Raw genomic sequence first — 20,136 nt, 5'->3', positions numbered from 1 at the left:
CCCCGAGGGGGCGGTCAGCCTCCTTGGAGCGGCCCGGCGGAGACTGACATGAAAGTGCTGATCGTCGAAGACGAACCGAAGGTGGTCGACTACCTGAAGAGCGGGTTGACCGAGGAAGGCTGGGTCGTCGATGCCGCGCTCGACGGCGAGGACGGCGCGTGGAAGGCGATCGAGTACGACTACGACGTCGTCGTGCTCGACGTGATGCTGCCGAAGCTCGACGGCTTCGGCGTGCTGCGCGCGTTGCGCGCGCAGAAGCAGACGCCGGTGATCATGCTGACCGCGCGCGACCGCGTCGACGACCGCGTGCGCGGCCTGCGCGGCGGCGCCGACGACTATCTGACGAAGCCGTTCTCGTTCCTCGAGCTGATCGAGCGGCTGCGCGCGCTAACGCGCCGCGCGCGCGTGCAGGAAGCGACGCTGATCTCGGTCGGCGATCTGCGCGTCGACCTGATCGGCCGCCGCGCGAGCCGCGACGGCACGCGCCTCGACCTGACCGCGCAGGAATTCCAGCTACTCGGCGTGCTCGCGCGCCGCAGCGGCGAGGTATTGTCGAAGACCACGATCGCCGAGCTCGTGTGGGACGTGAACTTCGACAGCAACGTGAACGTCGTCGAAACCGCGATCAAGCGGCTGCGCGCAAAACTCGACGGCCCGTTCCCGGACAAGCTGCTGCACACGATCCGCGGGATGGGCTACGTGCTCGAGGTGCGCGACGACGCGGACGGCGAGAGGCGATCATGAAGCATGCGATCACGCGCTCGATCGCGCTACGGCTCTCCGCGATGTTCGGGATCACGTCGTTCCTCGTGTTCTCACTCGTCGGCGCGGGGCTGTTCGTGATGATGGAGCGGCAGCTGTTCGCGGAGCTGCGCGCGACGCTCGACACGCGCGCGAAGGTCGCCGAGATGATCGCCGTGCACGCGACGACGGTCGCGCACTGGCAGAACATCACGCGCGAGAAGCTCGCCGATCTCGAACCGCCCGATGGCACCACGCACTACGTGGTCGACAGCGCGAATCCGGCGTTCCGCGTCGGGCATCCGGTGCGGGGCACGCCGGTCGGCGCGTCGCCCGACACGTTCCAGCGCTACCGGCTCGATCACAGCAGCTACGACGTGATGACGAAGACCGTGACGATCGCGCCGGGCGGCGAGCGGCCGGTGCTGCAGCTGACCGTCGCGACGTCGTGCGAGCGCACGCAGCGGATGCTGCGCCGCTTCGGCTGGACGCTCGCGGCGCTCGTCGCGGTCGCGACCGGCATCGCGCTGCTGCTGAGCCGTGCGGTCACGCGCTTCGGGCTCGCGCCGCTCGAGCGGCTGTCGCAGCAGGCGGCCGCGCTCAGCCCCGCGAACCGGCGGCAGCGGCTGCGCACGGACGCGCTGCCGCCCGAACTGCACGATCTCGCCGCATCGTTCAATGGCGCGCTCGAACGGATCCAGCACGCGTACGAACGGCTCGAGGCGTTCAACGCGGACGTCGCGCACGAACTGCGCACCCCCGTCAGCATCCTGATCGGCCAGACGCAGGTCGCGCTGACGAGCCGCGACCGCTCGGTCGAGCGGATGCGCCAGACGCTGCAGTCGAATCTCGAGGAATTCGAGCGGCTGCGCGTGATCATCAACGACATGCTGTTTATTTCGCGCAGCGACCGCGGCGAGCGCGCGAGCGATCTGAAGGACGTGTCGCTCGCGAACGAGGTGCGGCGCATCCTCGCGTTCGTCGAGATTCCGCTCGACGACGCGCAGCTCCACGCTCAGCTGCACGGCGACGCGCGCGCGAGCGTCGATCCGTCGCTGTTCCGGCGCGCAATGACGAACCTGCTGATCAACGCGATCCAGCATTCGGCGCCGGGCGGCACGCTGCGCATCGCGATCGCGCGGCGCGACGCGCTCGTCGAGGTGTCGGTCGCGAACCCGGGCGAGCCGATCGACGCCGCGCAGCGCGCGCATATCTTCGAGCGCTTCTACCGGCTCGAGGAAGCGCGCGCGAACAGCGACGAGAACCACGGGCTCGGACTGTCGATCGTGAAGGCGGTCGCGGAGATGCACGGCGGCGGCGTGTTCGTCGCGTGTGCGGGCGGGATGAATACGTTCGGGTTTTCGGTGGCGGCGCAGCCGGATCAGCCCGTCGCGGCGTCGGCCGCCACGTCGCGCAGCGTGTCGAGAAACGCGGCGAGCACCGTCGACGTATCGTCCGCGCGATAGCGCGCGTGCAGCGACACGTCGAGATCCGGCACGTCGAGCGGCACGAACGCGACGCCGCCCGCCTGACCGGACGCACGCCCGCTTCGCGCATTCACCGCACCGCCCGTCCCGGAAACACCCCTCCCACCCTCCCGCCGACTGGGTACACTACCCGGCGACCCGGCCGGGACGCATCCCGGCCCTTCCCGATACCCGCCGCCGAGCGCCTACGGCCCTGATAAAAAGGAGACGCCATGCCATTGCACGTCACGCCGCAACCCGCGTCCTGCGGCGCGCTGATCGAAGGCCTTGACCTGAACCAGCCGCTCGCCGACTCGCAAGTCGACGCGCTGCGCGCGCTGTGGCTCGAACATCAGGTACTCGCGTTTCCCGGCCAGTCGCTGACCGTCGACGACATCGAGCGCTTCGCGCGCACGATCGGCCCGTTCGGCGTCGATCCGTTCTTCGAGGCGATTCCGGGGCATCCGCACGTCGCGCAGGTACGCCGCGAGGCGGACGAGCGCACGCCGATCTTCGCGGAGTCGTGGCACTCGGACTGGAGCTTCCTCGCGCAGCCGCCGGCCGCGACCGTGCTGTACGGCGACATCATTCCGCCGACGGGCGGCGACACGCTGTTCGCGAACCAGTACGCGGCATGGGATGCGCTGCCCGCCGACCTGAAGGCGCTGCTCGCCGGCAGGCAGGGCGTGCATTCGGCGCGGCGCGGCTATGCGCGCGACGGTGCGTACGGCGAGAAGGACGCGGGGCGCTCGATGGCGATCCGCTATTCGGACGACGCACTCGCGACGCAGTTGCACCCGATTGCTCGCGTGCATCCGGAGACGGGCCGCACCGCGCTGTACGTGAGCCCCGGTTACACGATCGGGATCGACGGGATCCGCGACGACGAAGCGGCGCCGATCCTGCGCGAGCTGTTCGTGCATCAGGCGCGGCCCGAATTCGTGTACCGGCACCGCTGGTCGCAGGGCATGCTGGTGATGTGGGACAACCGTTGCGTGATCCATGCGGCGACCGGCGGCTACGAAGGGCATCGCCGTCTGCTGCACCGGATCACGGTCGCGGACCGGACGCTCGGCTGAGCGCGTCGACGCGCGCGATCAGATCCTCGAATACGATTCGCGCGCCGCTGCCCGCCGTCGCCTAAGCTGTGAATTCGGCCGCCCGCCGACGCGCGAGCGACGCCGCCCGACTCCCTCTCCCGAGGACACAGCACGCATATGCAGATCGATCTGAAAGGCAAGACGGCTCTCGTGACCGCGTCGACCGCGGGCATCGGGCTCGCGATCGCGGAAGGACTCGCGCGCGCCGGCGCGCGGGTCGTCGTCAACGGGCGCAGCGACGCCTCGGTCGACGCCGCGCTCGCGCGGCTGCGCGCCGCGGCGCCGGGCGCGACCGTCGACGGCGTCGCCGCCGACCTGTCCGGCCCCGACGGCGCCGCGCGGCTCACGGCCGCCGCGCCGCACGCCGACATTCTGGTGAACAACGCGGGCATCTACGGGCTGAAGCCGTTCTTCGACATCGACGACGCCGAATGGGAACATTACTTCCAGACGAACGTGATGTCCGGCGTGCGGCTCGCGCGGCACTACATGAAGGGGATGCTGGAGCGCGACTGGGGGCGCGTCGTGTTCATCTCGTCGGAGTCGGCGCTGAACATTCCGGTCGACATGATCCACTACGGCTTCACGAAAACCGCTCAGCTGTCGATCGCGCGCGGCCTCGCGAAGCTCGCGGCGGGCAGCCAGGTCACCGTCAACGCGGTGCTGCCGGGGCCGACGCTGTCCGACGGCGTGCGCACGATGCTGCAGGCCGTGGCAGACAAGACCGGCCGCAGCGTCGACGAGGTCGCGGTCGAGTTCGTGCGCACGCATCGCGCGAGCTCGATCCTGCAGCGTCCGGCGACGCCCGACGAAGTCGCGAACATGGTCGTCTATGCATGCTCGCCGCAGGCATCCGCGACGACGGGCGCCGCGCTGCGCGTCGATGGCGGCATCGTCGACACGCTCGCCTGATCGATCGCGCGCGGTAGCGCACGACCTGCGCACTACCCACGCATGACCGCGCACTACTGCGCGGTCGCGTCGCGCATCCGCAGCAGCCCCTTGCGATCGGCGTCCATGCAGGTATTGAAGCCGTGGCGGACGACCGCGCCAGTGCGATCGAACACCACGTAGTAAGGCCGGTGATGGTCGCCGCGCTCGAGCACGTAGTTGTAGCAGACGCCGGTGCCGTTGCGGACCATCCACACGCTGCCCGGATTGCCGCCTGCCTCGATGATCTGCGCGCGCGTCGCGCCGGGCGCGGATGCGGTCGCCGGCACCGGCATCCGCGCATACGACGACGATGGCAGCAGGAAGTCGAACCACGAACAGCCGCTCATCAGGCAGCTTGCCGCGAGGGACAGCGTCAGCACGGGCCGGGACGTCGGAGCGAATCGCATGATCGGAAAATTCGGCGGCGCGAGATCGCGCGATGAAAACCTCATGCTAATCGAGACGCTCACCGCAATGGCCAAGAATTGTAAAGACCGGCGCCAACCCAGGGCCGAATGGCCAACAAGCGGTCAACAATCGTTGCATGCGCCCCGATTATTCGACCCATTCCGTCCACAGCATCGTGAGCACGGTCATCAGCGCGGGGCCGATGAACAGGCCGAGCAGCCCGAACGTCTCGGCGCCGCCGAGAATCCCGAACAGCACGAGCAGGAACGGCAGCCGCGCGGAATTGCCGATCAGCACAGGCCGCACGAAATGCTCGGCGACGAACACGACGACGAAGCCGGTGACCGCGACGACGATCGCCCACACCGCCGCGCCCTGCACGAACAGCCACAGCGCGGCCGCGCAGAACACGACCGGTGCACAGAACGGCAACATCGCGGCGATTGCGGTGACGAGCCCGAGCAGCGCCGCATGCGGCACGCCCGCGAGCACATACGCGACGCCGAGCAGCGCGCCTTCGCCGAGCCCGACGACGACGAGGCCCGTCACGGTACCCTGCACCGCGGCGGCCATCCGCTCGATCAGCTCGGCGCCGCCGCTGCCGAACGCACGCCGCGCGCCGTGCAGCAGCGCGCCCGACAGGCGGTGCCCGGCGCGCAGGATCACGAACAGCGTGACGAGCATGAAGCCGAACTGAAGCAGCGCGTGCGCGAGCTTCGAGCCGAACTGGCGGCCGACCGCGAGGAACGTCTCGCCGCTGACGCCCTTCATCGCGGTCGCCGAATGCAGCGGATGCGCGAGATGCGCCTGCCACCAGGCGGCGACCTGCGTCGCGCCGAACGGCAGCCGCGCGACGACCTCGGGCAACGGCAGCCCGTTCTGCTGGATCCCGCGCACCCATTCGCGCAGCTCGTGCGCCTGCCCGATCGCCTGCACGAGCCCGATCGCGAACGGCAGCACGACGAGCAGCGACACGGCGGCAGTGATCGCGGTCGCGACGAAGGTCGGCCGGCCGCGGAACGGCGCACGCGTCTCGATGCGCTTCAGCAGCGGCCACAGCGCGATCGCGATCACGCATGCCCACGCGATCGACGGAATGAAGTCGCGGATCACCCACAGCGCGATCGCGAGCAGCCCCGCGTAAAGCACGGCCCGCGCGATCTGCTGCGCGCTCGGGCGATCGAAGGAATCGGAAGATGGCGGAACGTTCGCGCCCATGACACCTCGGATTGTCGTTGGATATTGAAATGGCGATACGCGGCAGGCCGATGCCTGCGCGCACCGCCATTCTATCGGGGTCGGGGCATGCGCCGGTCGTCGCGCCGGATTCAGCCTCGCTTCAGCCTCGCTTCAGCAGCGCGAGCAGCGCTTGCGCGACCGGCTCCGACGACGCCGGATTCTGCCCGGTGATCAGCAGCCCGTCCGTCTCGACGTGCGGCGCCCAGTCGGGGCCGTGCGTATAGAGGCCGCCGTTCGTCTTCAGCATGTCCTCGACGAGGAACGGCACGACCTCGGTCAACTCGACGGCCGCCTCCTCTCTGTTCGAAAAGCCGGTCACGTGCTTGCCGCGAACGATCGATTCACCGGTCGCCGGATTCTTCACGTGGCGCAGCACGCCCGGCGCGTGGCAGACCGCGGCGACCGGCTTGCCCGCCGCGATCGCGCGCTCGATCAGCGCGATCGAGTGCGAATCGTCGGCGAGATCCCACAGCGGGCCGTGGCCGCCCGGATAGAACACCGCGTCGTAGTCGTCGACCGACACGTCGGCGAGACGCCGCGTCGTCGCGAGCGCGGCCCGCGCGTCGGGGTCCGCGTCGAAGCGCCGCGTCGCGTCGGTCTGCGAGCCCGGATCGCTGCTCTTCGGGTCGAGCGGCGGCTGACCGCCGGCCGGCGACGCGAGCGTCAGCTCGGCGCCCGCGCCCTTGAACGCGTAGTACGGCGCGGCCAGCTCCTCGAGCCAGAAGCCGGTCTTGTTGCCGGTCGTGCCGAGTTCGTCGTGCGACGTCAGGACAACCAGAATCTTCATGATCGGGCACTCCTACGAAAGTACGGAAACGGAGCCGCGCGTCGCACGCGGCGGGCGCCGGGTGGCCCGGCGGGATATCGGCATGCGCGGCGGGCAGGTCCGGTTTCGGTGTTCGACGCCCCGCCGACCCGATAGGTTGAATATTGCGCCACGGCGCACGCACTTGCATCCGCGCATTGCGTCGCGCGCTCTGTAGTTGCTAGTGTCCACGATCAATAGCTGGAACCGCTTCGCGATCGCGTTCCGCAAGATGCCGACGTGACACGCCGACCGTCCAGATGCAAAAAAGCCGGCTCGAGAGCCGGCTTTCTCGTTCCGCCGCGGCGCCGAAGCGCCGCCGGACATCAGAAGCGGTGGATCAGGCCAACGCCCACGCCGACCATGTTTTGCGACGCCGACGGCGAGGTGCCGAAGCCGTCGCCGATCGATGCGGTCGCACTGGTGATCTGGCCCGCGTTCAGCGTATTGCCGGTCGCGTGCTGATACGCCTCGACCGCGTACAGGCCCGTGCGCTTCGACAGCGTGTAGTACTGCGACAGCGTGACCTGATGGTACTTCGCCGAGCTCGAGATGCCGTTCGCCTCGGTCGCGCGCGTGTACGAGTAGCCGGCCGCGAAATCCCATGCCGACGTCGCCTTCCAGTGCAGCACGGCGCCCGCCGTGTTGAAGATCGCGGTGTTCGTGAACGCCGAGTTCGCGCCCGGGATGTACTGGACGTTCGAGTACGATGCCGACACGTCCCATGCCGGCGAGAACTGGTAGCCCGCGGTCACGGCGACGCGCTGCTGCGCACGCGCGGTCTTGTAACCGTTGTTGATCGCCGACAGCGCCGGTTGCGCGCCGTTGCCCGACGTATCCAGGCCGTTCTGCGCCGTCGAGTTCGCGCCCCACACGCCGCCGCCCGGCGTCGAGTTGTTGATGCGCTGGAAGCCGACCGCGATCCCTGCCGGACCGTTCAGGTACTGGACCGCCGCGCTCCAGGTCGAGCCCTGGTTCACGCTGCCCGGCACGCCGCCGAACGCGTACGAGCCGCCGACCGTGAAGCCGTAGTAGCTCGGCGACATGTAGACGACCGAGTTGTTCGTGCGGTAGCTGGTGTCGAGCGAGTCGATGTCGCCCGGGTGCGCGCCGAAATAGCCGGTCAGCCAGGTCGTCGGGCTATACGGCGACAGCAGCGTGTAGTACGCGGTGTACTGGCGGCCGGCCGTCAGCGTACCGTACGTCGCGTTGGTCAGGCCAACCCATGCCTGGCGGGTGAAGATGCCGCCGTTCGGGATCGTCGACTGGCCGTTCGCGGTGTTCACGCCGGCTTCGAGCTGGAAGATCGCCTTCGTGCCGCCGCCGAGGTCTTCCGCACCCTTCAGGCCGAAGCGGCTGCCCGCCCACACGCCCGTCGACATCTTCCATGCGGCGTGGCCGCCCGACGTCGCGCCGACGCTCGGCGCAGCATTGTTCTGGTAGGCGATACCGTTGTCGACGATACCGTACAGGGTCACGCTGCTTTGGGCGTGGGCGGTGGCGGCCGCGAAACCGGCTGCCGTCATCGCGAGGGCGACGCTCTTTTTCATCGATGCTCCGTCCGAAAAGAATGAAGTTCTTTTGTGGTGTGGTGTGCGCAGTGCGTGCACATGCGGGCCCAATTCTGACGGATTACCAAATGTTTCCCAACCAATGCGTCGGTCATCGTATGATCTGCGCAACGCATAAATTCACTAAACAGTTACACGTCGCCCTAAAACCCTTGCGGGACGCGGGCTTCCATCGAAGATAGGTAAAAACCCTAGCTTTACATTTTTACTCGCGCGACAAATTCGCCCCATGTCATCGTATGCCTTGAGATGACCGGACGGATGCATCCAGCCTGTCTGGACAAATGTGGCGGGCATATTTCATGCTCCGGACATCGGGGGCATCGACGGCACCGCGATCAGGTCGCGCCGTGCTCCGCGATCCGCGCATCGACCGCATCGGCGAGACGCGAGAGCCGCGCGCGAATCGCCGCATTCGAGCCGACGATCGCGAGCGAGCCGGCGATGATCCGGTACACGCGCTTGCGCGGCACTTTCGCCGGCTGCGCGGGGTCGAGCCACGCGTCGTGGCGCGCGAGCAGTTCGAGCGTCTCGAGGCCGATCAGGATCGGCCACAGGCACGCAAGCCGCAGCCGCACGAAGCGGCGCGGAATCGCGAGCGTGTACGCGCACGCGTCGCAGTACTGCGCGAGCGCGATGCGCAGCAGCTCGAACAGCACCGGCCGCGCGCGCCGCGACGCGTGGGCCGCGAGCAGATCGCCGACCTGCAGCCCGTGCGCGTCGAGCGCCGCCTGCGGCACGTAACAGCGGCCGATCCGCAGATCCTTCGCGCAGTCGCGCACGATGTTCGTCATCTGCAGCGCCTTGCCGAAGCGGATCCCCTTCTCCCGCATGTCCGGCAGATCCCAGCGTCGCGCGGCCGGCGTATGCGCGGCCGTCATATCGGTCCAGAACTCGCCGACGCAGCCCGCGACCAGGTACGTATAGCGATCGAGCGCATCGCGCGTGCCGAGCGCGGCGACCTGCCCCGAGCGCTCGTCCGGAAACGCGCCGAGATCGAACGCCATCCCCGACGTCAGCGTCGCGACGACCTTCTGGATCGCCGCGCGATCCTGCGCCGGCTGCGCGCGCAGCAGCGCGAGCATCGGCTTCATCGCGCCGAGCAGCACGTGCTCGTGCGAATCGGCCTGCATTTGCGTCACGTCGTCGAGCGCGCGCGACAGCGCGTCGCCGTCGTCGAGCCGTTCGACGTTCGCGCGCAACTGCGTCAAGAGGTCGGTGCGGCGATCGGCCGCGACCAGCGCGGTGTCCGCGATCGTGTCGGCCGCGCGCGCGAGCAGATACGCGAGGCCGACCGGATCGCGCATCCCGTCGGGCAGCACGCGCAGCGTCAAATAGAAGGAGCGGGAAACGTTCTTCAGCAAGTCGCCGAGAAGGAAGGCGCGATCGGTGTCGGGTGTCATGGGTCCGTGAAAATCGGCGCGACCGCTCGACATGCTCGATGAGCTCGACGAACGGGCGGCGCGGCGGGCCGAAAATCCCGCCAGTGTAGTGCATCCGCCGCGTCGGCCGGCGCGGCGATCGCGTTCGGCGACTGGCGACACGCGCACGCACGCGCGAACGCGTCTAAAATGCGGCAGATGAATAGTATCGCCCTCACTCCGCCCATTTCATGCATATCTCGCGAATCGACCTGAACCTGTTCGTCGTGCTCGAATGCATCTACGCGCAGGAGAGCATCACGCGCGCCGCGCAGCAGCTGAACCTGAGCCAGTCGGCGGTCAGCCACGCGCTGAACCGGCTGCGCGAGCTGCTCGGCGACCCGCTGTTCGAGCGCCACGGCCATTCGATGGTGCCGACGCCGTTCACGCGCTCGATCATCGCGCGCGTGCGCGACGGCCTGCGCACGTTCGAGCGCACGCTGCACGAAACCAGCCAGTTCGACGTCGAATCGACGGTCAAGCGCTTCACGCTCGGCGTGCGCGACTCGTTCGAATCGATCGTGCTGCCGCCCGTCATGCATTACGTGGCCGAGCATGCGCCGTCGATCGACGTCGCCACCGTGCAGCACGATCGGCACTCGCTCGAGGCGGACCTGCTGTCGGGCGCGCTCGACGTCGCGATCGACGTGCTGCTGCCGATTCCGCAGGCGGTGCGCAGCGCGCCGCTCGCGTCGGAGCGGTTCGTCGTGCTGTGCCGGCGCGATCATCCGCGCATCGGGCGGCGCGTCGATCTCGACGCGTATCTCGCGGAGGAGCACGTGCTCGTCACGAGCCGGCGGCGCGGACACGGCGTCGAGGACATGGAGCTCGTGAAGCTCGGCGCGCGGCGCCGCGTGCGGCTGCGCTGCATGCATTACTTCGCCGCGTGCCGCGTGGTCAGCGAAACCGACCTGCTGCTGACGATGCCGCAGCGCTACGCGCGCCTGCTGACCGACCTGCTCGGCAACCGGGTGCTCGACTGCCCGTTCGACGCGTCGAGCGACGCGTATCTGTACTGGCACGCGAATTCCGATGCGGATCCGGCCAACGCGTGGTTCCGGCAGCGGGTCATGGCGGCGTTCGACGGCCCAGCACGCGCCCGGAGCGGTATGGGATAATCGCCGGGTTTGCCTGCGGCGCGACTCAAGAGGTTGTTTGCACGGGCGCGCGACGGGCCTTTATTCCGGTGGCCCGCTTTCACTTTCTGCGACCTTTCCTCAGTAACGACAATGCCCACATACCGTTCCAAAACCTCGACCGCCGGCCGCAACATGGCGGGCGCGCGCTCGCTGTGGCGCGCCACCGGCATGAAAGACGACGATTTCTCGAAGCCGATCATCGCGGTGGTCAATTCGTTCACCCAGTTCGTGCCCGGGCACGTGCACCTGAAGGACCTCGGCCAGCTCGTCGCGCGCGAGATCGAGGCCGCGGGCGGCGTCGCCAAGGAGTTCAACACGATCGCGGTCGACGACGGCATCGCGATGGGCCACGACGGCATGCTGTATTCGCTGCCCAGCCGCGAGATCATCGCGGACTCGGTCGAATACATGGTCAACGCGCACTGCGCCGACGCGATGGTGTGCATCTCCAACTGCGACAAGATCACGCCCGGCATGCTGATGGCCGCGATGCGGCTCAACATCCCGGTGATCTTCGTGTCCGGCGGACCGATGGAAGCGGGCAAGACGCGTCTCGCGAATCCCGTCACGAAGGCGATCGAGGTCAAGAAGCTCGACCTGATCGACGCGATGGTGATCGCGGCCGACACCAAGTATTCCGACGCGGAAGTGGCCGAGGTCGAGCGCTCCGCGTGCCCGACCTGCGGCTCGTGCTCGGGGATGTTCACCGCGAACTCGATGAACTGTCTGACCGAGGCGCTCGGCCTGTCGCTGCCGGGCAACGGCACGGTGGTCGCCACGCACGCGGACCGCGAGCAGCTGTTCAAGCGCGCGGGCCGCCGGATCGTCGAGCTGGCCCGCCAGTATTACGAGCAGGAAGACGCGCGCGTGCTGCCGCGCTCGGTCGGCTTCAAGGCGTTCGAGAACGCGATGACGCTCGACATCGCGATGGGCGGCTCCACGAACACGATCCTGCACCTGCTCGCGGTCGCGCAGGAGGCGGGCATCGACTTCACGATGACCGACATCGATCGCCTGTCGCGCATCGTGCCGCAGCTCTGCAAGGTCGCACCGAACACGAACAAGTACCACATCGAGGACGTGCACCGCGCGGGCGGCATCATGGCGATCCTCGGCGAGCTCGACCGCGCCGGCAAGCTGCACACCGACGTGCCGACCGTGCACACCGCGACGATGAAGGACGCGCTGGATCAGTGGGACATCGTCCGCACGCAGGACGACGCGGTCCGGACCTTCTACCAGGCCGGCCCGGCCGGCATCCCGACGCAGGTCGCGTTCAGCCAGAGCACGCGCTGGCCGAGCCTCGACCTCGACCGCGCCGAAGGCTGCATCCGCTCGTACGAGCACGCGTTCTCGAAGGAAGGCGGTCTCGCGGTGCTGACGGGCAACATCGCGCGCGACGGCTGCGTGGTGAAGACCGCCGGCGTGGACGACAGCATCCTCGTGTTCGAAGGCACGGCCCACGTGACCGAATCGCAGGACGAGGCGGTCGAGAACATCCTCGCCGACAAGGTTCAGGCCGGCGACGTGGTGATCGTGCGCTACGAAGGCCCGAAGGGCGGCCCCGGCATGCAGGAGATGCTCTACCCGACGAGCTACATCAAGTCGAAGGGCCTCGGCAAGGCCTGCGCGCTGCTGACGGACGGCCGCTTCTCGGGCGGCACGTCGGGTCTGTCGATCGGCCACTGCTCGCCCGAAGCGGCGGCCGGCGGCGCGATCGGCCTGGTGCGCAACGGCGACAGGATCCGCATCGACATCCCGAATCGCACGATCGACGTGCTGGTGTCCGACGAGGAACTGGCGCGCCGCCGCGACGAGCAGAACGCGCTCGGCTGGAAGCCGGTGAAGCCGCGTCCGCGCAAGGTGTCCGCCGCGCTCAAGGCGTATGGATTGCTGGTCACGTCGGCCGACAAGGGCGCGGTGCGCGATCTGTCGCTGCTGGACGACTGAACGGCCGGCGCGGGTGGTCAGCGCTGGTGGCCGGCGCGGGTGGCCAACCCTATGGCCGACCCTGTGGTCTGGCCGGCCTTGCGCCGGCCTGCCGCCCCCCGCCGTTCCGCCGCCGCTCCCAGTCCAGGCCGCTCTCCGGAGCGGCTTTTTTGTCACCCGCGCAATTCGCGCCGCAGGATCTTCCCGGTCACCGTCTTCGGCAGCTCGGCGATGATCTCGACGATCCGCGGATACTTGTACGCGGCCATCCGCTCCTTGCAGTACGCGACCAGCGCGTCGGGTGTCGCCTGCGCGCCCGGCTTCAGGCTCACGACGGCCTTCACGGTCTCGCCTCGATAGCTGTCGGGCACGCCGACGACGGCCGCCTCGCGCACCGCCGGATGCGTATACAGCACGTCCTCGACCTCGCGCGGCCAGACCTTGTAGCCGCCCGCGTTGATCATGTCCTTCTTGCGGTCGACGAGATAGAACCAGCCTTGCGCGTCCATGAAGCCGACGTCGCCGGTGCGGAAGTAACCGTCGACGATCGCCTTTGCGCTCTCGGCCGGCTTGTTCCAGTATCCCGGCACGATCATCGGCCCGCGCGAGATGATCTCGCCGACTTCGCCGACCGGCAGCGGCCGGCCCTCGTCGTCGCCGATGTACGACTCGACGTTGAACACCGGCACGCCGACCGCAAGCGCCCCCGACGCCGGATCGACCGGCGCTTCGCGGCCGACCGGCACGCAGTGCGTCGGCGAGTTCGTCTCGGTCAGCCCGTAGCCATTGTGGATGTACAGGCCGAAGCGGTCGCGGAACGCGTCGACGACGCTCGGTGGAATCGGCGCGCCGCCCGAATAGATCCGCCGCATCGACGCGAGATGCTCGCGCGTCGCGCCCGGATGGTTCATCAGCGCGATGAACACGGTGATCGAGCCGATCACGAACTCGGCGCGGTGCTCGCGGATCGCGTCGAGAATCACGCCCGGCTCGAAGCGGCACGCGAGGATCAGCGGCGCCGCGCAGATGAACGCCGCGCCGATGTGCCCGACGAGCCCCGTGATGTGGAACAGCGGCGCGACGCCGAGGATCGGCCCGCCCTCGCGCAGCCCGATCCAGTCGCGGTACACCTGCGCGTTGAACGCGACGTTGCCGTGCGTGTTCATCGCGCCCTTCGGCACGCCGGTCGTGCCGGACGTGTAGACGAGCATCGCGACGTCGTCAGGCGCGAGCCGCACCGGCGGTGGCCGGCGGCCGCGGTACGCGGCGATCACGGTCGACAGATCCTCCGCGCCGTCGGCCGGCCGGCGCTGCGCGTTCGAGAACAGCCGCGGATCGTTGCGGGTCTGCCATTCGAGCTCGGACGTCGTCATCACGGCCGTCTGCACCGCCGGCTCGCCGCGCGCGGCCGCTTCGGCCTCCTGCAGCAGAAACGGATGCACGACGTCCGCGTACAGCGACTCGTGGCACACGAGCATCCGCGCGCCTGAATCGGCGAGCAACACGCGCAACTCGCGCGCGCGGTTCATCGGATTGACCGGCACCGCGACCGCGCCGAGCTTCCACGCGGCGACGAGCGCGATCACGAACTGCGGCAGGTTCTGCAGGTAGATCGCGATCCGGTCGCCGCGCGAGCAGCCGCGCTCGAGCCACGCGCTCGCGAGCGCGTCCGACTGCGCGTCGAGCGCCGCGTACGACAGCGCGCCGTCGAAGTACAGGATCGCGGACTGCTGCGGCGCGCGCGCGACCGCCGCACGGAACAGGCTCAACGCGTCGTTGAAGTCCGGCGTGATCGTCGCCGGGAGGTCTGCCGTGTAGCTCGAACGCCACGGCTTGCTGTCGTAGGGCGTCATGGCGGGTTACTTGATGACCACCGGATTCACCGGCGCGCCGCTGCCGTTGACGACCTTCAGCGGCGCCGCCGTGTACAGGAACGTCCACTGCCCGTCGTCCGCGCAGTCGGCGGCGAGCGGATCGAGCTGCGCGATCTCGGTCAGCGTCACGCCGAGATTCCGCATCAGCGCATTGTGCAGCGGCAGCACGACGCCCGAGTTCGGGTCGACCGTGACCTCGTTCGCGATGGTGTCGGTCACCAGGTTCGGGATCTCCATGTCCTTGAACCACTCGACGAGCTCCGGGCTGTACGTCAGGCCCGGCTCGATGAAGTCCTTGTAGAACTCGGCCTTGTTCTCGCACGCATAGAACGCGCCGATCCAGCCGGTGCGGACCACGAGCACGTCGCGCTTCTCGATCCTGACGCCCTGCGCTTCGGCCGCCGCGAGCAGGTCGCGGTGCGTGAACGTCTCGCCGCGATCGAGCACCGTCTTGCCGCGATGGCGCGCGATGTCGATCAGCACGCCGCGCCCGACGACGCCGCGCTCCGCGATCGGCAGCACGCTCGCCTTCTCGAGGCCGCCGATCGTCGATTTCGCGTCGTAGCCGTTCCACAGTTGATCGTCATACCAGACGTGGCCGAGCGCGTCGTACTGCGTCGAGCCCTGCAGATACATGATCATCATGTCGTCCGCGTATTCGGCGAGCCCTGGGAACAGCGGCCCTTTGCCGCACATGTAATGGCCCTTGTCCATCACGTTCATCCGGCACGCCTGCGAGCGGCCCGGCCAGACGGGGTCGCCGCCCGGGCGGCCCATCTGGATCTGCAGCGTGAACGTCTTGCCGGAGCGCACCGCCGCGACGCCGCGCAGCGCCTCGGCCTGAGTCAGATAGTTCAGCGAGCCGACCTCGTCGTCCGGCCCCCATTTGCCCCAGTTCTTCGGTGAATCGCGCAGCAGTTCGGCCACTTGCGGAACGTTTTTCGATTCCATCGATCTCTCCTTGTTTGGGATATCTGTCCGGGTTCGTGCCCTCGGCGGACGTTCGTCAGACCCGCCTCGTCTCCGACCGCTAGCGTAAGCAGTCGTCAAAGATGAGACAAATGAATCATTCGAATGTCGGACAATTCATGCGATGCATACTTGCGAAGGCATTCATCGGACGCTATTTATCGATCATCGTGATAACGGATGGCGCGGCGATATCGTTATTCCGCAATGCGCCTTGTATTTATCCATGCGTTCTCTAGACTGTTGGACTTGGACACGGTCGATCACGTCATTTTTCACAGGAGACGATTCAATGCGCCTCACCATTCGGATCAATGGCAACGATTCAGCAACCCGTCAGTCCTTCGCGGTGCTGTGGGTCGACACCGACGAAGGGTTGTGGTCTCGCGAGGCACATCAGGGCATCGACCTGCCGACGTGGGGCAAGGTCAAGGAAGTCGAGGGCACGATGGCATTGTGCGCGGCCGACAGCGGCAAGGCCGTCTGCCGGCTCCAGGGGCTGTCGTATGCGGCGACGCAGCGTGCGGCCGACAATCGGCGCGAGCAAGGCACCGCCGTGATCACCGGCCGGCACACGCGTGGTGCATGGCGGCTGCAGGCCGTCGATACGTGCACCAAGGCGCCCGAGCACGAAGGTTTTATTCACGTCGATCGATAGAATCTTTTCAGCCGGGATTCCGCCTTTTATCAGATTGCGGATTTTTCCTTAATACCCTGATTTTAAAAAACGCTCCATTATGGGGCGTTTTTTATATTCCAACCTGACGGTCATTTAATGCGCACCGCAACAATGCTGCGGCGCATTTCGGGAATGGTGCGCAAACGCGCCATCGCGGAACGCGCTGACCGTCCGCATCGCTATCCGTTCGTCCTTTCGTCCGTCCTCCAGCCTCCCGCCCTCCGCGTTGCACCTTCGCTCGCCCGGTTCCAGTCGGCATACCGATTTCCCGACAATTTAATTACTTTTTCATTACAATTCTGTCATTTGCGCGTGCGCGATGACGCACGCCCTGCCCGGACCGACCCCTCGCATGCGCGTGAAAAAACCACCTCGCCCCGCCTCCCCGTACGCCGCCGGCACGCAGAACCCGATGCTCGCGTCGCGGCTGCCGATGTGGCGCTCGAAGTTCATCGTGATCGTCGCGTTCGTCGCATTCGCCGCGCTGATCGCGCGCGCGTTCTGGGTGCAGGTCGCGAACCAGGACTTCTACGCCGGCCAGGGTCAGAAGCGCTATCAGCGCACGATCGCCCTCGGCGCGACGCGCGGCAGCATCGTCGAGCGCAACGGCGCGCTGCTCGCGGTCAGCCTCGCGACCTATGAAATCTGGGCGAACCCGAAGCGCGTCGCCGAGCGCGATCATCCGCCGCTCGCGAAGCTCCTCGACATGCCGCTCGCCGAGCTGAAGCGGCGCCTCGCGAACGACCGCTCGTTCGTGCTGCTCAAGCGCCAGATCGACCCCGACACCGCGAGCCGCATCGACACGCTCGGCATCGACGGCATCACGCAGATCGCCGACTCGAAGCGCTTCTATCCGGAAGGCGAATCGGCGGCGCACGTGGTCGGCTTCACGAACGTCGAGGATCGGGGGCAGGAAGGCGTCGAGCTCGCGACCAACGGCCGCCTGTCCGGCATCGCCGGCCAGCGCGAGGTGATCCGCGACCGGCTCGGCCGCATCGTGTCCGACACGCGACCGCTCGTGCCCGCGCTGCACGGCGCGACGATCGAGCTGACGATCGACCGCCGGATCCAGCAGCTCGCGTTCAGCCAGCTGAAGGCCGCGGTGGTCGCGAACCATGCGCAGGCGGGCAGCGTCGTCGTGCTCGACGCGAAGAACGGCGAGATCCTCGCGCTCGCGAACTACCCGAGCTTCGATCCGAACGACCGCACGCGGCTGACCGGCCAGCAACTGCGCAACCGCGCGGTGATCGACACGTTCGAGCCGGGCTCGACGATCAAGCCGCTCGTCGTCGCGCTGTCGCTCGACGCCGGCAAGGTGCGGCCGCAGACCGTGATCGACACGTCGCCGGGCTGGTACAAGATCGGGCCGGCCGTGATCCACGACACGTCGAACCACGGCACGCTGACCGTCGCGCAGGCGCTGCAGAAATCGAGCAACGTCGCGCTCGCGAAGCTCGCGCTGAACCTGCCCGCGCGAACGATCTGGGACAAATATCAGGAATACGGCATCGGCCACGCGCCGGATCTCGCGTTTCCGGGCGTCGCGTCCGGGCGTCTGCGGCCGTACAAGCGCTGGCGGCCGATCGAGCAGGCGACGATGGCGTACGGCTATGGGCTGTCGATGTCGCTGCTGCAAATCGCGCAGATGTATACCGCGTACGCGGGCGACGGCGTGCTGCACCCGGTGTCGCTGCTGCGAACCGCCGGCACGTCCGGCGACGGTGCGCCGCCCGGCCATCGCGTGACGACGCCGGCGACCGCCGCCGCGATCCGGTCGATGCTCGAAATGGCGGTGGGTGAAGGCGGCACCGGCCGCGCAGCGCGCGTCGACGGCTACCGGATCGGCGGCAAGACCGGCACCGCGCGCAAGCAGGTCGGCGCGTCGTACGCGAAGGGCAAGTACCGCGCGCTGTTCGCCGGGATGGCGCCGATGAGCGACCCGCGGCTGATCGTCGCAGTGATGATCGACGAGCCCGGTGGCAAAGGATATTACGGCGGCACGGTCGCCGGGCCGGTGTTCTCGTCGGTGACGAGCGGCGCGCTGCAATTGCTCGGCGTGCCGCCGGATGCGCCGGTCGAGCGGGATCTCAATGCGCAGCCATCGCCCGCCGCCGCTGCTGCTCTTCGTCCCCTTCGCCCCCTCCGCCCATCCGCGCCAGCACATGCTCCGTCATCCCGTGCGCCAGTTCCGTCTCCGCCATGAACACCGTGCCGATGCCATCGCGCCCGAGCAGTTCGGCTTCGTCCGCGCTGTTCGTGCACAGCGCGACCTCGAGCGACGGATTCAGCGTGCGCGACGTGTCGACGATCTGCCGCACGTCGAACGCGTCCGGCAGCGTGACGACGAGCATCCCCGCGCGCGCGACGTGCGCCTGCACGAGCACGATCGGCTCGACCGCGTCGCCGGACACCGCCGCGACGCCGTCCGCGCGCAGCTTCTCGACCGTCTCGCGATTCTGCTCGACGACGACGTACGCGATCCCGCGCTCGTCGAGCGCCTGTGCGATCCGCGCGCCGACGCGCCCGTAGCCGACGATCACGACCTGCCCGGTCAGATGCGTGGGCGGCGTCGACACCGGCAGCGCGGCGAGCGGATCGTCGCGCGCCTCGAGCCGGCGCGCGAACGCCGAATGCCGGCGAATCCACGCGAGCGCCGGCTCGATCGTCGCGAACACGAGCGTGTTCAGCGCGATCGAGATCAGCGCGACCGCGAGGATCAGGCTCAACCCGTCGGCGGACAGCAGCCCGAGCGCGTGGCCGAGCCCCGCGAGGATGAACGAGAATTCGCCGATCTGCGCGAGCCCCGCGCCGACCGTCAGCGCGGTGTTCAGCGGATAGCGGAACGCGAGCACCAGCGCGATGGCCGCGAGCGTCTTGCCGACCAGCACGACCGCCGCGGCCTCGATCACGCGCAGCGGCGCGTCGACGAGCACGCGCGGATCGAACAACATCCCGACCGAGATGAAGAACAGCACCGAGAACGCGTCGCGCAGCGGCAGCGTCTCGTCGGCCGCGCGGCGGCTGAACTCGGATTCGCGCAGCATCATCCCGGCGAAGAACGCGCCGAGCGCGAACGATACGTCGAACAGCTTCGCGGCACCGTACGCGACGCCGACCGCCGCCGCGATCATGCACAGCGTGAACAGCTCGCGCGAGCCGGTGCGCGCGACGAGCCACAGCACACGCGGAAACACGCGCTTGCCCACGACGAGCATCAGCGCGATGAACGCGGCGACCTTCACGAACGTCATGCCGAGCGTGGACCATACGTCGGCGCCGCCCGCCGCGTGCGTGCCGCCGAGCAGCGCGGCGACGGGCGGCAGCAGCACGAGCACGACCACCATCACGAGATCCTCGACGACGAGCCAGCCGATCGCGATCCGCCCGTTCAGGGTTTCGACGAGCCCGCGCCCTTCGAGCGCGCGCAGCAGCACGACGGTGCTCGCAACCGACAGCGCGAGCCCGAACACGAGCGCCGCGCCCATGTTCCAGCCCCACAGCAGCGCGAGCGCACCGCCGAGCAGCGTCGCGACCGTGATCTGCACGATCGCGCCGGGCAGCGCGATCTTGCGCACCGCGAGCAGATCGCCGAGCGAGAAATGCAGGCCGACGCCGAACATCAGCAGCATCACGCCGATCTCGGCGAGCTGCTGCGCGAGCGCGACGTCGCCGACGAATCCGGGCGTGCCGGGCCCGATCACGATGCCGGCGAGCAGATAGCCGACGAGCGGCGACATCTTCAGCAGCGATGCAAGGTATCCGAACAGCATCGCGAGACCAAAACCGGCCGCGAGCAGCGCAATCAGGCTGACGTCATGAGGCATCCCCTCTCCCTTGGCAACGTAAACGTTTAGTAAGGTAG

The 20,136-nt window shown here is 68.2% G+C and carries 17 protein-coding genes; 8 read left to right on the top strand and 9 right to left on the bottom strand.

Annotated features, from left to right (window positions below):
- Window positions 1–48: 48 nt before the first annotated feature.
- Together HZI36_RS02550 and HZI36_RS02545 are read left to right on the top strand one after the other, a co-directional pair.
- Window positions 49–744 carry a heavy metal response regulator transcription factor gene (locus HZI36_RS02550; protein ID WP_179401022.1) on the top strand — a complete coding sequence of 232 codons (696 nt, stop codon included), beginning with the start codon at window positions 49–51 and terminating at the stop codon, window positions 742–744.
- Window positions 745–752: 8 nt separating this feature from the next.
- The gene (locus tag HZI36_RS02545; RefSeq protein ID WP_179401065.1) at window positions 753–2,207 is read left to right on the top strand and encodes a heavy metal sensor histidine kinase; all 1,455 of its coding nucleotides are present in this window, start codon (window positions 753–755) and stop codon (window positions 2,205–2,207) included.
- Here the strand turns inward: HZI36_RS02545 and HZI36_RS02540 are convergent.
- Window positions 2,123–2,302: a hypothetical protein gene (locus tag HZI36_RS02540; RefSeq protein WP_179401021.1), complete on the bottom strand. Its 180-nt coding sequence runs from the start codon at window positions 2,300–2,302 to the stop codon at window positions 2,123–2,125. The two genes, HZI36_RS02545 and HZI36_RS02540, sit on opposite strands and share 85 nt — an antisense overlap.
- A 138-nt stretch (window positions 2,303–2,440) precedes the next feature.
- Between HZI36_RS02540 and HZI36_RS02535 the strand changes: the two genes are divergently transcribed.
- Both HZI36_RS02535 and HZI36_RS02530 read left to right on the top strand, forming a co-directional pair.
- On the top strand, window positions 2,441–3,286 hold the full coding sequence (locus HZI36_RS02535) for a TauD/TfdA dioxygenase family protein (protein ID WP_179401020.1): 846 nt from the start codon (window positions 2,441–2,443) through the stop codon (window positions 3,284–3,286).
- Between the two features lie 138 nt (window positions 3,287–3,424).
- On the top strand, window positions 3,425–4,219 hold the full coding sequence (locus tag HZI36_RS02530) for an SDR family NAD(P)-dependent oxidoreductase (RefSeq protein ID WP_179401019.1): 795 nt from the start codon (window positions 3,425–3,427) through the stop codon (window positions 4,217–4,219).
- A gap of 53 nt (window positions 4,220–4,272) precedes the next feature.
- Here HZI36_RS02530 and HZI36_RS02525 read toward each other — a convergent pair whose 3' ends face one another.
- The 5 genes from HZI36_RS02525 to HZI36_RS02505 all read right to left on the bottom strand — a co-directional run bounded on the left by HZI36_RS02525 (window position 4,273) and on the right by HZI36_RS02505 (window position 9,666).
- Complete coding sequence (locus tag HZI36_RS02525; RefSeq protein ID WP_179401018.1) at window positions 4,273–4,647, bottom strand: hypothetical protein; 375 nt, start codon at window positions 4,645–4,647, stop codon at window positions 4,273–4,275.
- 148 nt (window positions 4,648–4,795) lie between these two features.
- Window positions 4,796–5,866 carry an AI-2E family transporter gene (locus tag HZI36_RS02520; RefSeq protein WP_179401017.1) on the bottom strand — a complete coding sequence of 357 codons (1,071 nt, stop codon included), beginning with the start codon at window positions 5,864–5,866 and terminating at the stop codon, window positions 4,796–4,798.
- Between the two features lie 121 nt (window positions 5,867–5,987).
- The gene (locus HZI36_RS02515; RefSeq protein WP_179401016.1) at window positions 5,988–6,674 is read right to left on the bottom strand and encodes a type 1 glutamine amidotransferase domain-containing protein; all 687 of its coding nucleotides are present in this window, start codon (window positions 6,672–6,674) and stop codon (window positions 5,988–5,990) included.
- A 344-nt stretch (window positions 6,675–7,018) separates the two neighbouring features.
- The gene (locus tag HZI36_RS02510; RefSeq protein WP_179401015.1) at window positions 7,019–8,242 is read right to left on the bottom strand and encodes a porin; all 1,224 of its coding nucleotides are present in this window, start codon (window positions 8,240–8,242) and stop codon (window positions 7,019–7,021) included.
- A gap of 359 nt (window positions 8,243–8,601) precedes the next feature.
- On the bottom strand, window positions 8,602–9,666 hold the full coding sequence (locus HZI36_RS02505) for a phytoene/squalene synthase family protein (RefSeq protein ID WP_179401014.1): 1,065 nt from the start codon (window positions 9,664–9,666) through the stop codon (window positions 8,602–8,604).
- A gap of 209 nt (window positions 9,667–9,875) precedes the next feature.
- Here HZI36_RS02505 and HZI36_RS02500 point away from each other — a divergent pair, with 209 nt between their 5' ends.
- Together HZI36_RS02500 and ilvD are read left to right on the top strand one after the other, a co-directional pair.
- Entirely contained in the window at window positions 9,876–10,802 is a 927-nt protein-coding gene (locus HZI36_RS02500; RefSeq protein WP_179401013.1) for a LysR family transcriptional regulator, read from the top strand.
- Window positions 10,803–10,913: 111 nt separating this feature from the next.
- The gene (gene ilvD, locus HZI36_RS02495; protein WP_179401012.1) at window positions 10,914–12,773 is read left to right on the top strand and encodes a dihydroxy-acid dehydratase; all 1,860 of its coding nucleotides are present in this window, start codon (window positions 10,914–10,916) and stop codon (window positions 12,771–12,773) included.
- Window positions 12,774–12,925: 152 nt separating this feature from the next.
- On the opposite strand, the gene HZI36_RS02490 is transcribed toward ilvD, so the two are convergent.
- Window positions 12,926–14,605 (bottom strand): class I adenylate-forming enzyme family protein, encoded by a 1,680-nt coding sequence (locus tag HZI36_RS02490; RefSeq protein WP_179401011.1) that lies wholly within the window; start codon window positions 14,603–14,605, stop codon window positions 12,926–12,928.
- A gap of 6 nt (window positions 14,606–14,611) precedes the next feature.
- Window positions 14,612–15,577, bottom strand: a complete 966-nt coding sequence (locus HZI36_RS02485) for a cyclase family protein (protein ID WP_179401010.1) — start codon at window positions 15,575–15,577, stop codon at window positions 14,612–14,614.
- A 310-nt stretch (window positions 15,578–15,887) separates the two neighbouring features.
- On the opposite strand from HZI36_RS02485, the gene HZI36_RS02480 reads away from it, so the two are divergent.
- Window positions 15,888–16,253, top strand: a complete 366-nt coding sequence (locus HZI36_RS02480) for a DUF3564 family protein (protein ID WP_179401009.1) — start codon at window positions 15,888–15,890, stop codon at window positions 16,251–16,253.
- 373 nt (window positions 16,254–16,626) lie between these two features.
- Window positions 16,627–18,477: a peptidoglycan D,D-transpeptidase FtsI family protein gene (locus HZI36_RS02475; RefSeq protein WP_179401008.1), complete on the top strand. Its 1,851-nt coding sequence runs from the start codon at window positions 16,627–16,629 to the stop codon at window positions 18,475–18,477.
- Here HZI36_RS02475 and HZI36_RS02470 read toward each other — a convergent pair.
- Entirely contained in the window at window positions 18,362–20,098 is a 1,737-nt protein-coding gene (locus HZI36_RS02470) for a cation:proton antiporter domain-containing protein (RefSeq protein WP_179401007.1), read from the bottom strand. The genes HZI36_RS02475 and HZI36_RS02470 overlap by 116 nt on opposite strands.
- Window positions 20,099–20,136: the final 38 nt, after the last annotated feature.

Origin of the sequence: Burkholderia guangdongensis (assembly GCF_013403875.1) — a bacterium.
GTDB classification, from domain to species: domain Bacteria; phylum Pseudomonadota; class Gammaproteobacteria; order Burkholderiales; family Burkholderiaceae; genus Burkholderia; species Burkholderia guangdongensis.
The sequence above is the reverse complement of the archived record's forward strand: the minus strand, read 5'-3'. Positions and strand labels throughout refer to the sequence as shown.

Bases quoted from the DNA above. Each gene is read 5' to 3' on its own strand.
- HZI36_RS02550 (WP_179401022.1), top strand. From the start codon at position 49: ATGAAAGTGCTGATCGTCGAAGACGAACCGAAGGTGGTCGACTACCTG.
- HZI36_RS02535 (WP_179401020.1), top strand. From the start codon at position 2,441: ATGCCATTGCACGTCACGCCGCAACCCGCGTCCTGCGGCGCGCTGATC.
- HZI36_RS02530 (WP_179401019.1), top strand. From the start codon at position 3,425: ATGCAGATCGATCTGAAAGGCAAGACGGCTCTCGTGACCGCGTCGACC.
- HZI36_RS02525 (WP_179401018.1), bottom strand. From the start codon at position 4,647: ATGCGATTCGCTCCGACGTCCCGGCCCGTGCTGACGCTGTCCCTCGCG.
- HZI36_RS02520 (WP_179401017.1), bottom strand. From the start codon at position 5,866: ATGGGCGCGAACGTTCCGCCATCTTCCGATTCCTTCGATCGCCCGAGC.
- HZI36_RS02515 (WP_179401016.1), bottom strand. From the start codon at position 6,674: ATGAAGATTCTGGTTGTCCTGACGTCGCACGACGAACTCGGCACGACC.
- HZI36_RS02510 (WP_179401015.1), bottom strand. From the start codon at position 8,242: ATGAAAAAGAGCGTCGCCCTCGCGATGACGGCAGCCGGTTTCGCGGCC.
- HZI36_RS02505 (WP_179401014.1), bottom strand. From the start codon at position 9,666: ATGACACCCGACACCGATCGCGCCTTCCTTCTCGGCGACTTGCTGAAG.
- HZI36_RS02500 (WP_179401013.1), top strand. From the start codon at position 9,876: ATGCATATCTCGCGAATCGACCTGAACCTGTTCGTCGTGCTCGAATGC.
- ilvD (WP_179401012.1), top strand. From the start codon at position 10,914: ATGCCCACATACCGTTCCAAAACCTCGACCGCCGGCCGCAACATGGCG.
- HZI36_RS02490 (WP_179401011.1), bottom strand. From the start codon at position 14,605: ATGACGCCCTACGACAGCAAGCCGTGGCGTTCGAGCTACACGGCAGAC.
- HZI36_RS02485 (WP_179401010.1), bottom strand. From the start codon at position 15,577: ATGGAATCGAAAAACGTTCCGCAAGTGGCCGAACTGCTGCGCGATTCA.
- HZI36_RS02480 (WP_179401009.1), top strand. From the start codon at position 15,888: ATGCGCCTCACCATTCGGATCAATGGCAACGATTCAGCAACCCGTCAG.
- HZI36_RS02475 (WP_179401008.1), top strand. From the start codon at position 16,627: ATGCGCGTGAAAAAACCACCTCGCCCCGCCTCCCCGTACGCCGCCGGC.
- HZI36_RS02470 (WP_179401007.1), bottom strand. From the start codon at position 20,098: ATGCCTCATGACGTCAGCCTGATTGCGCTGCTCGCGGCCGGTTTTGGT.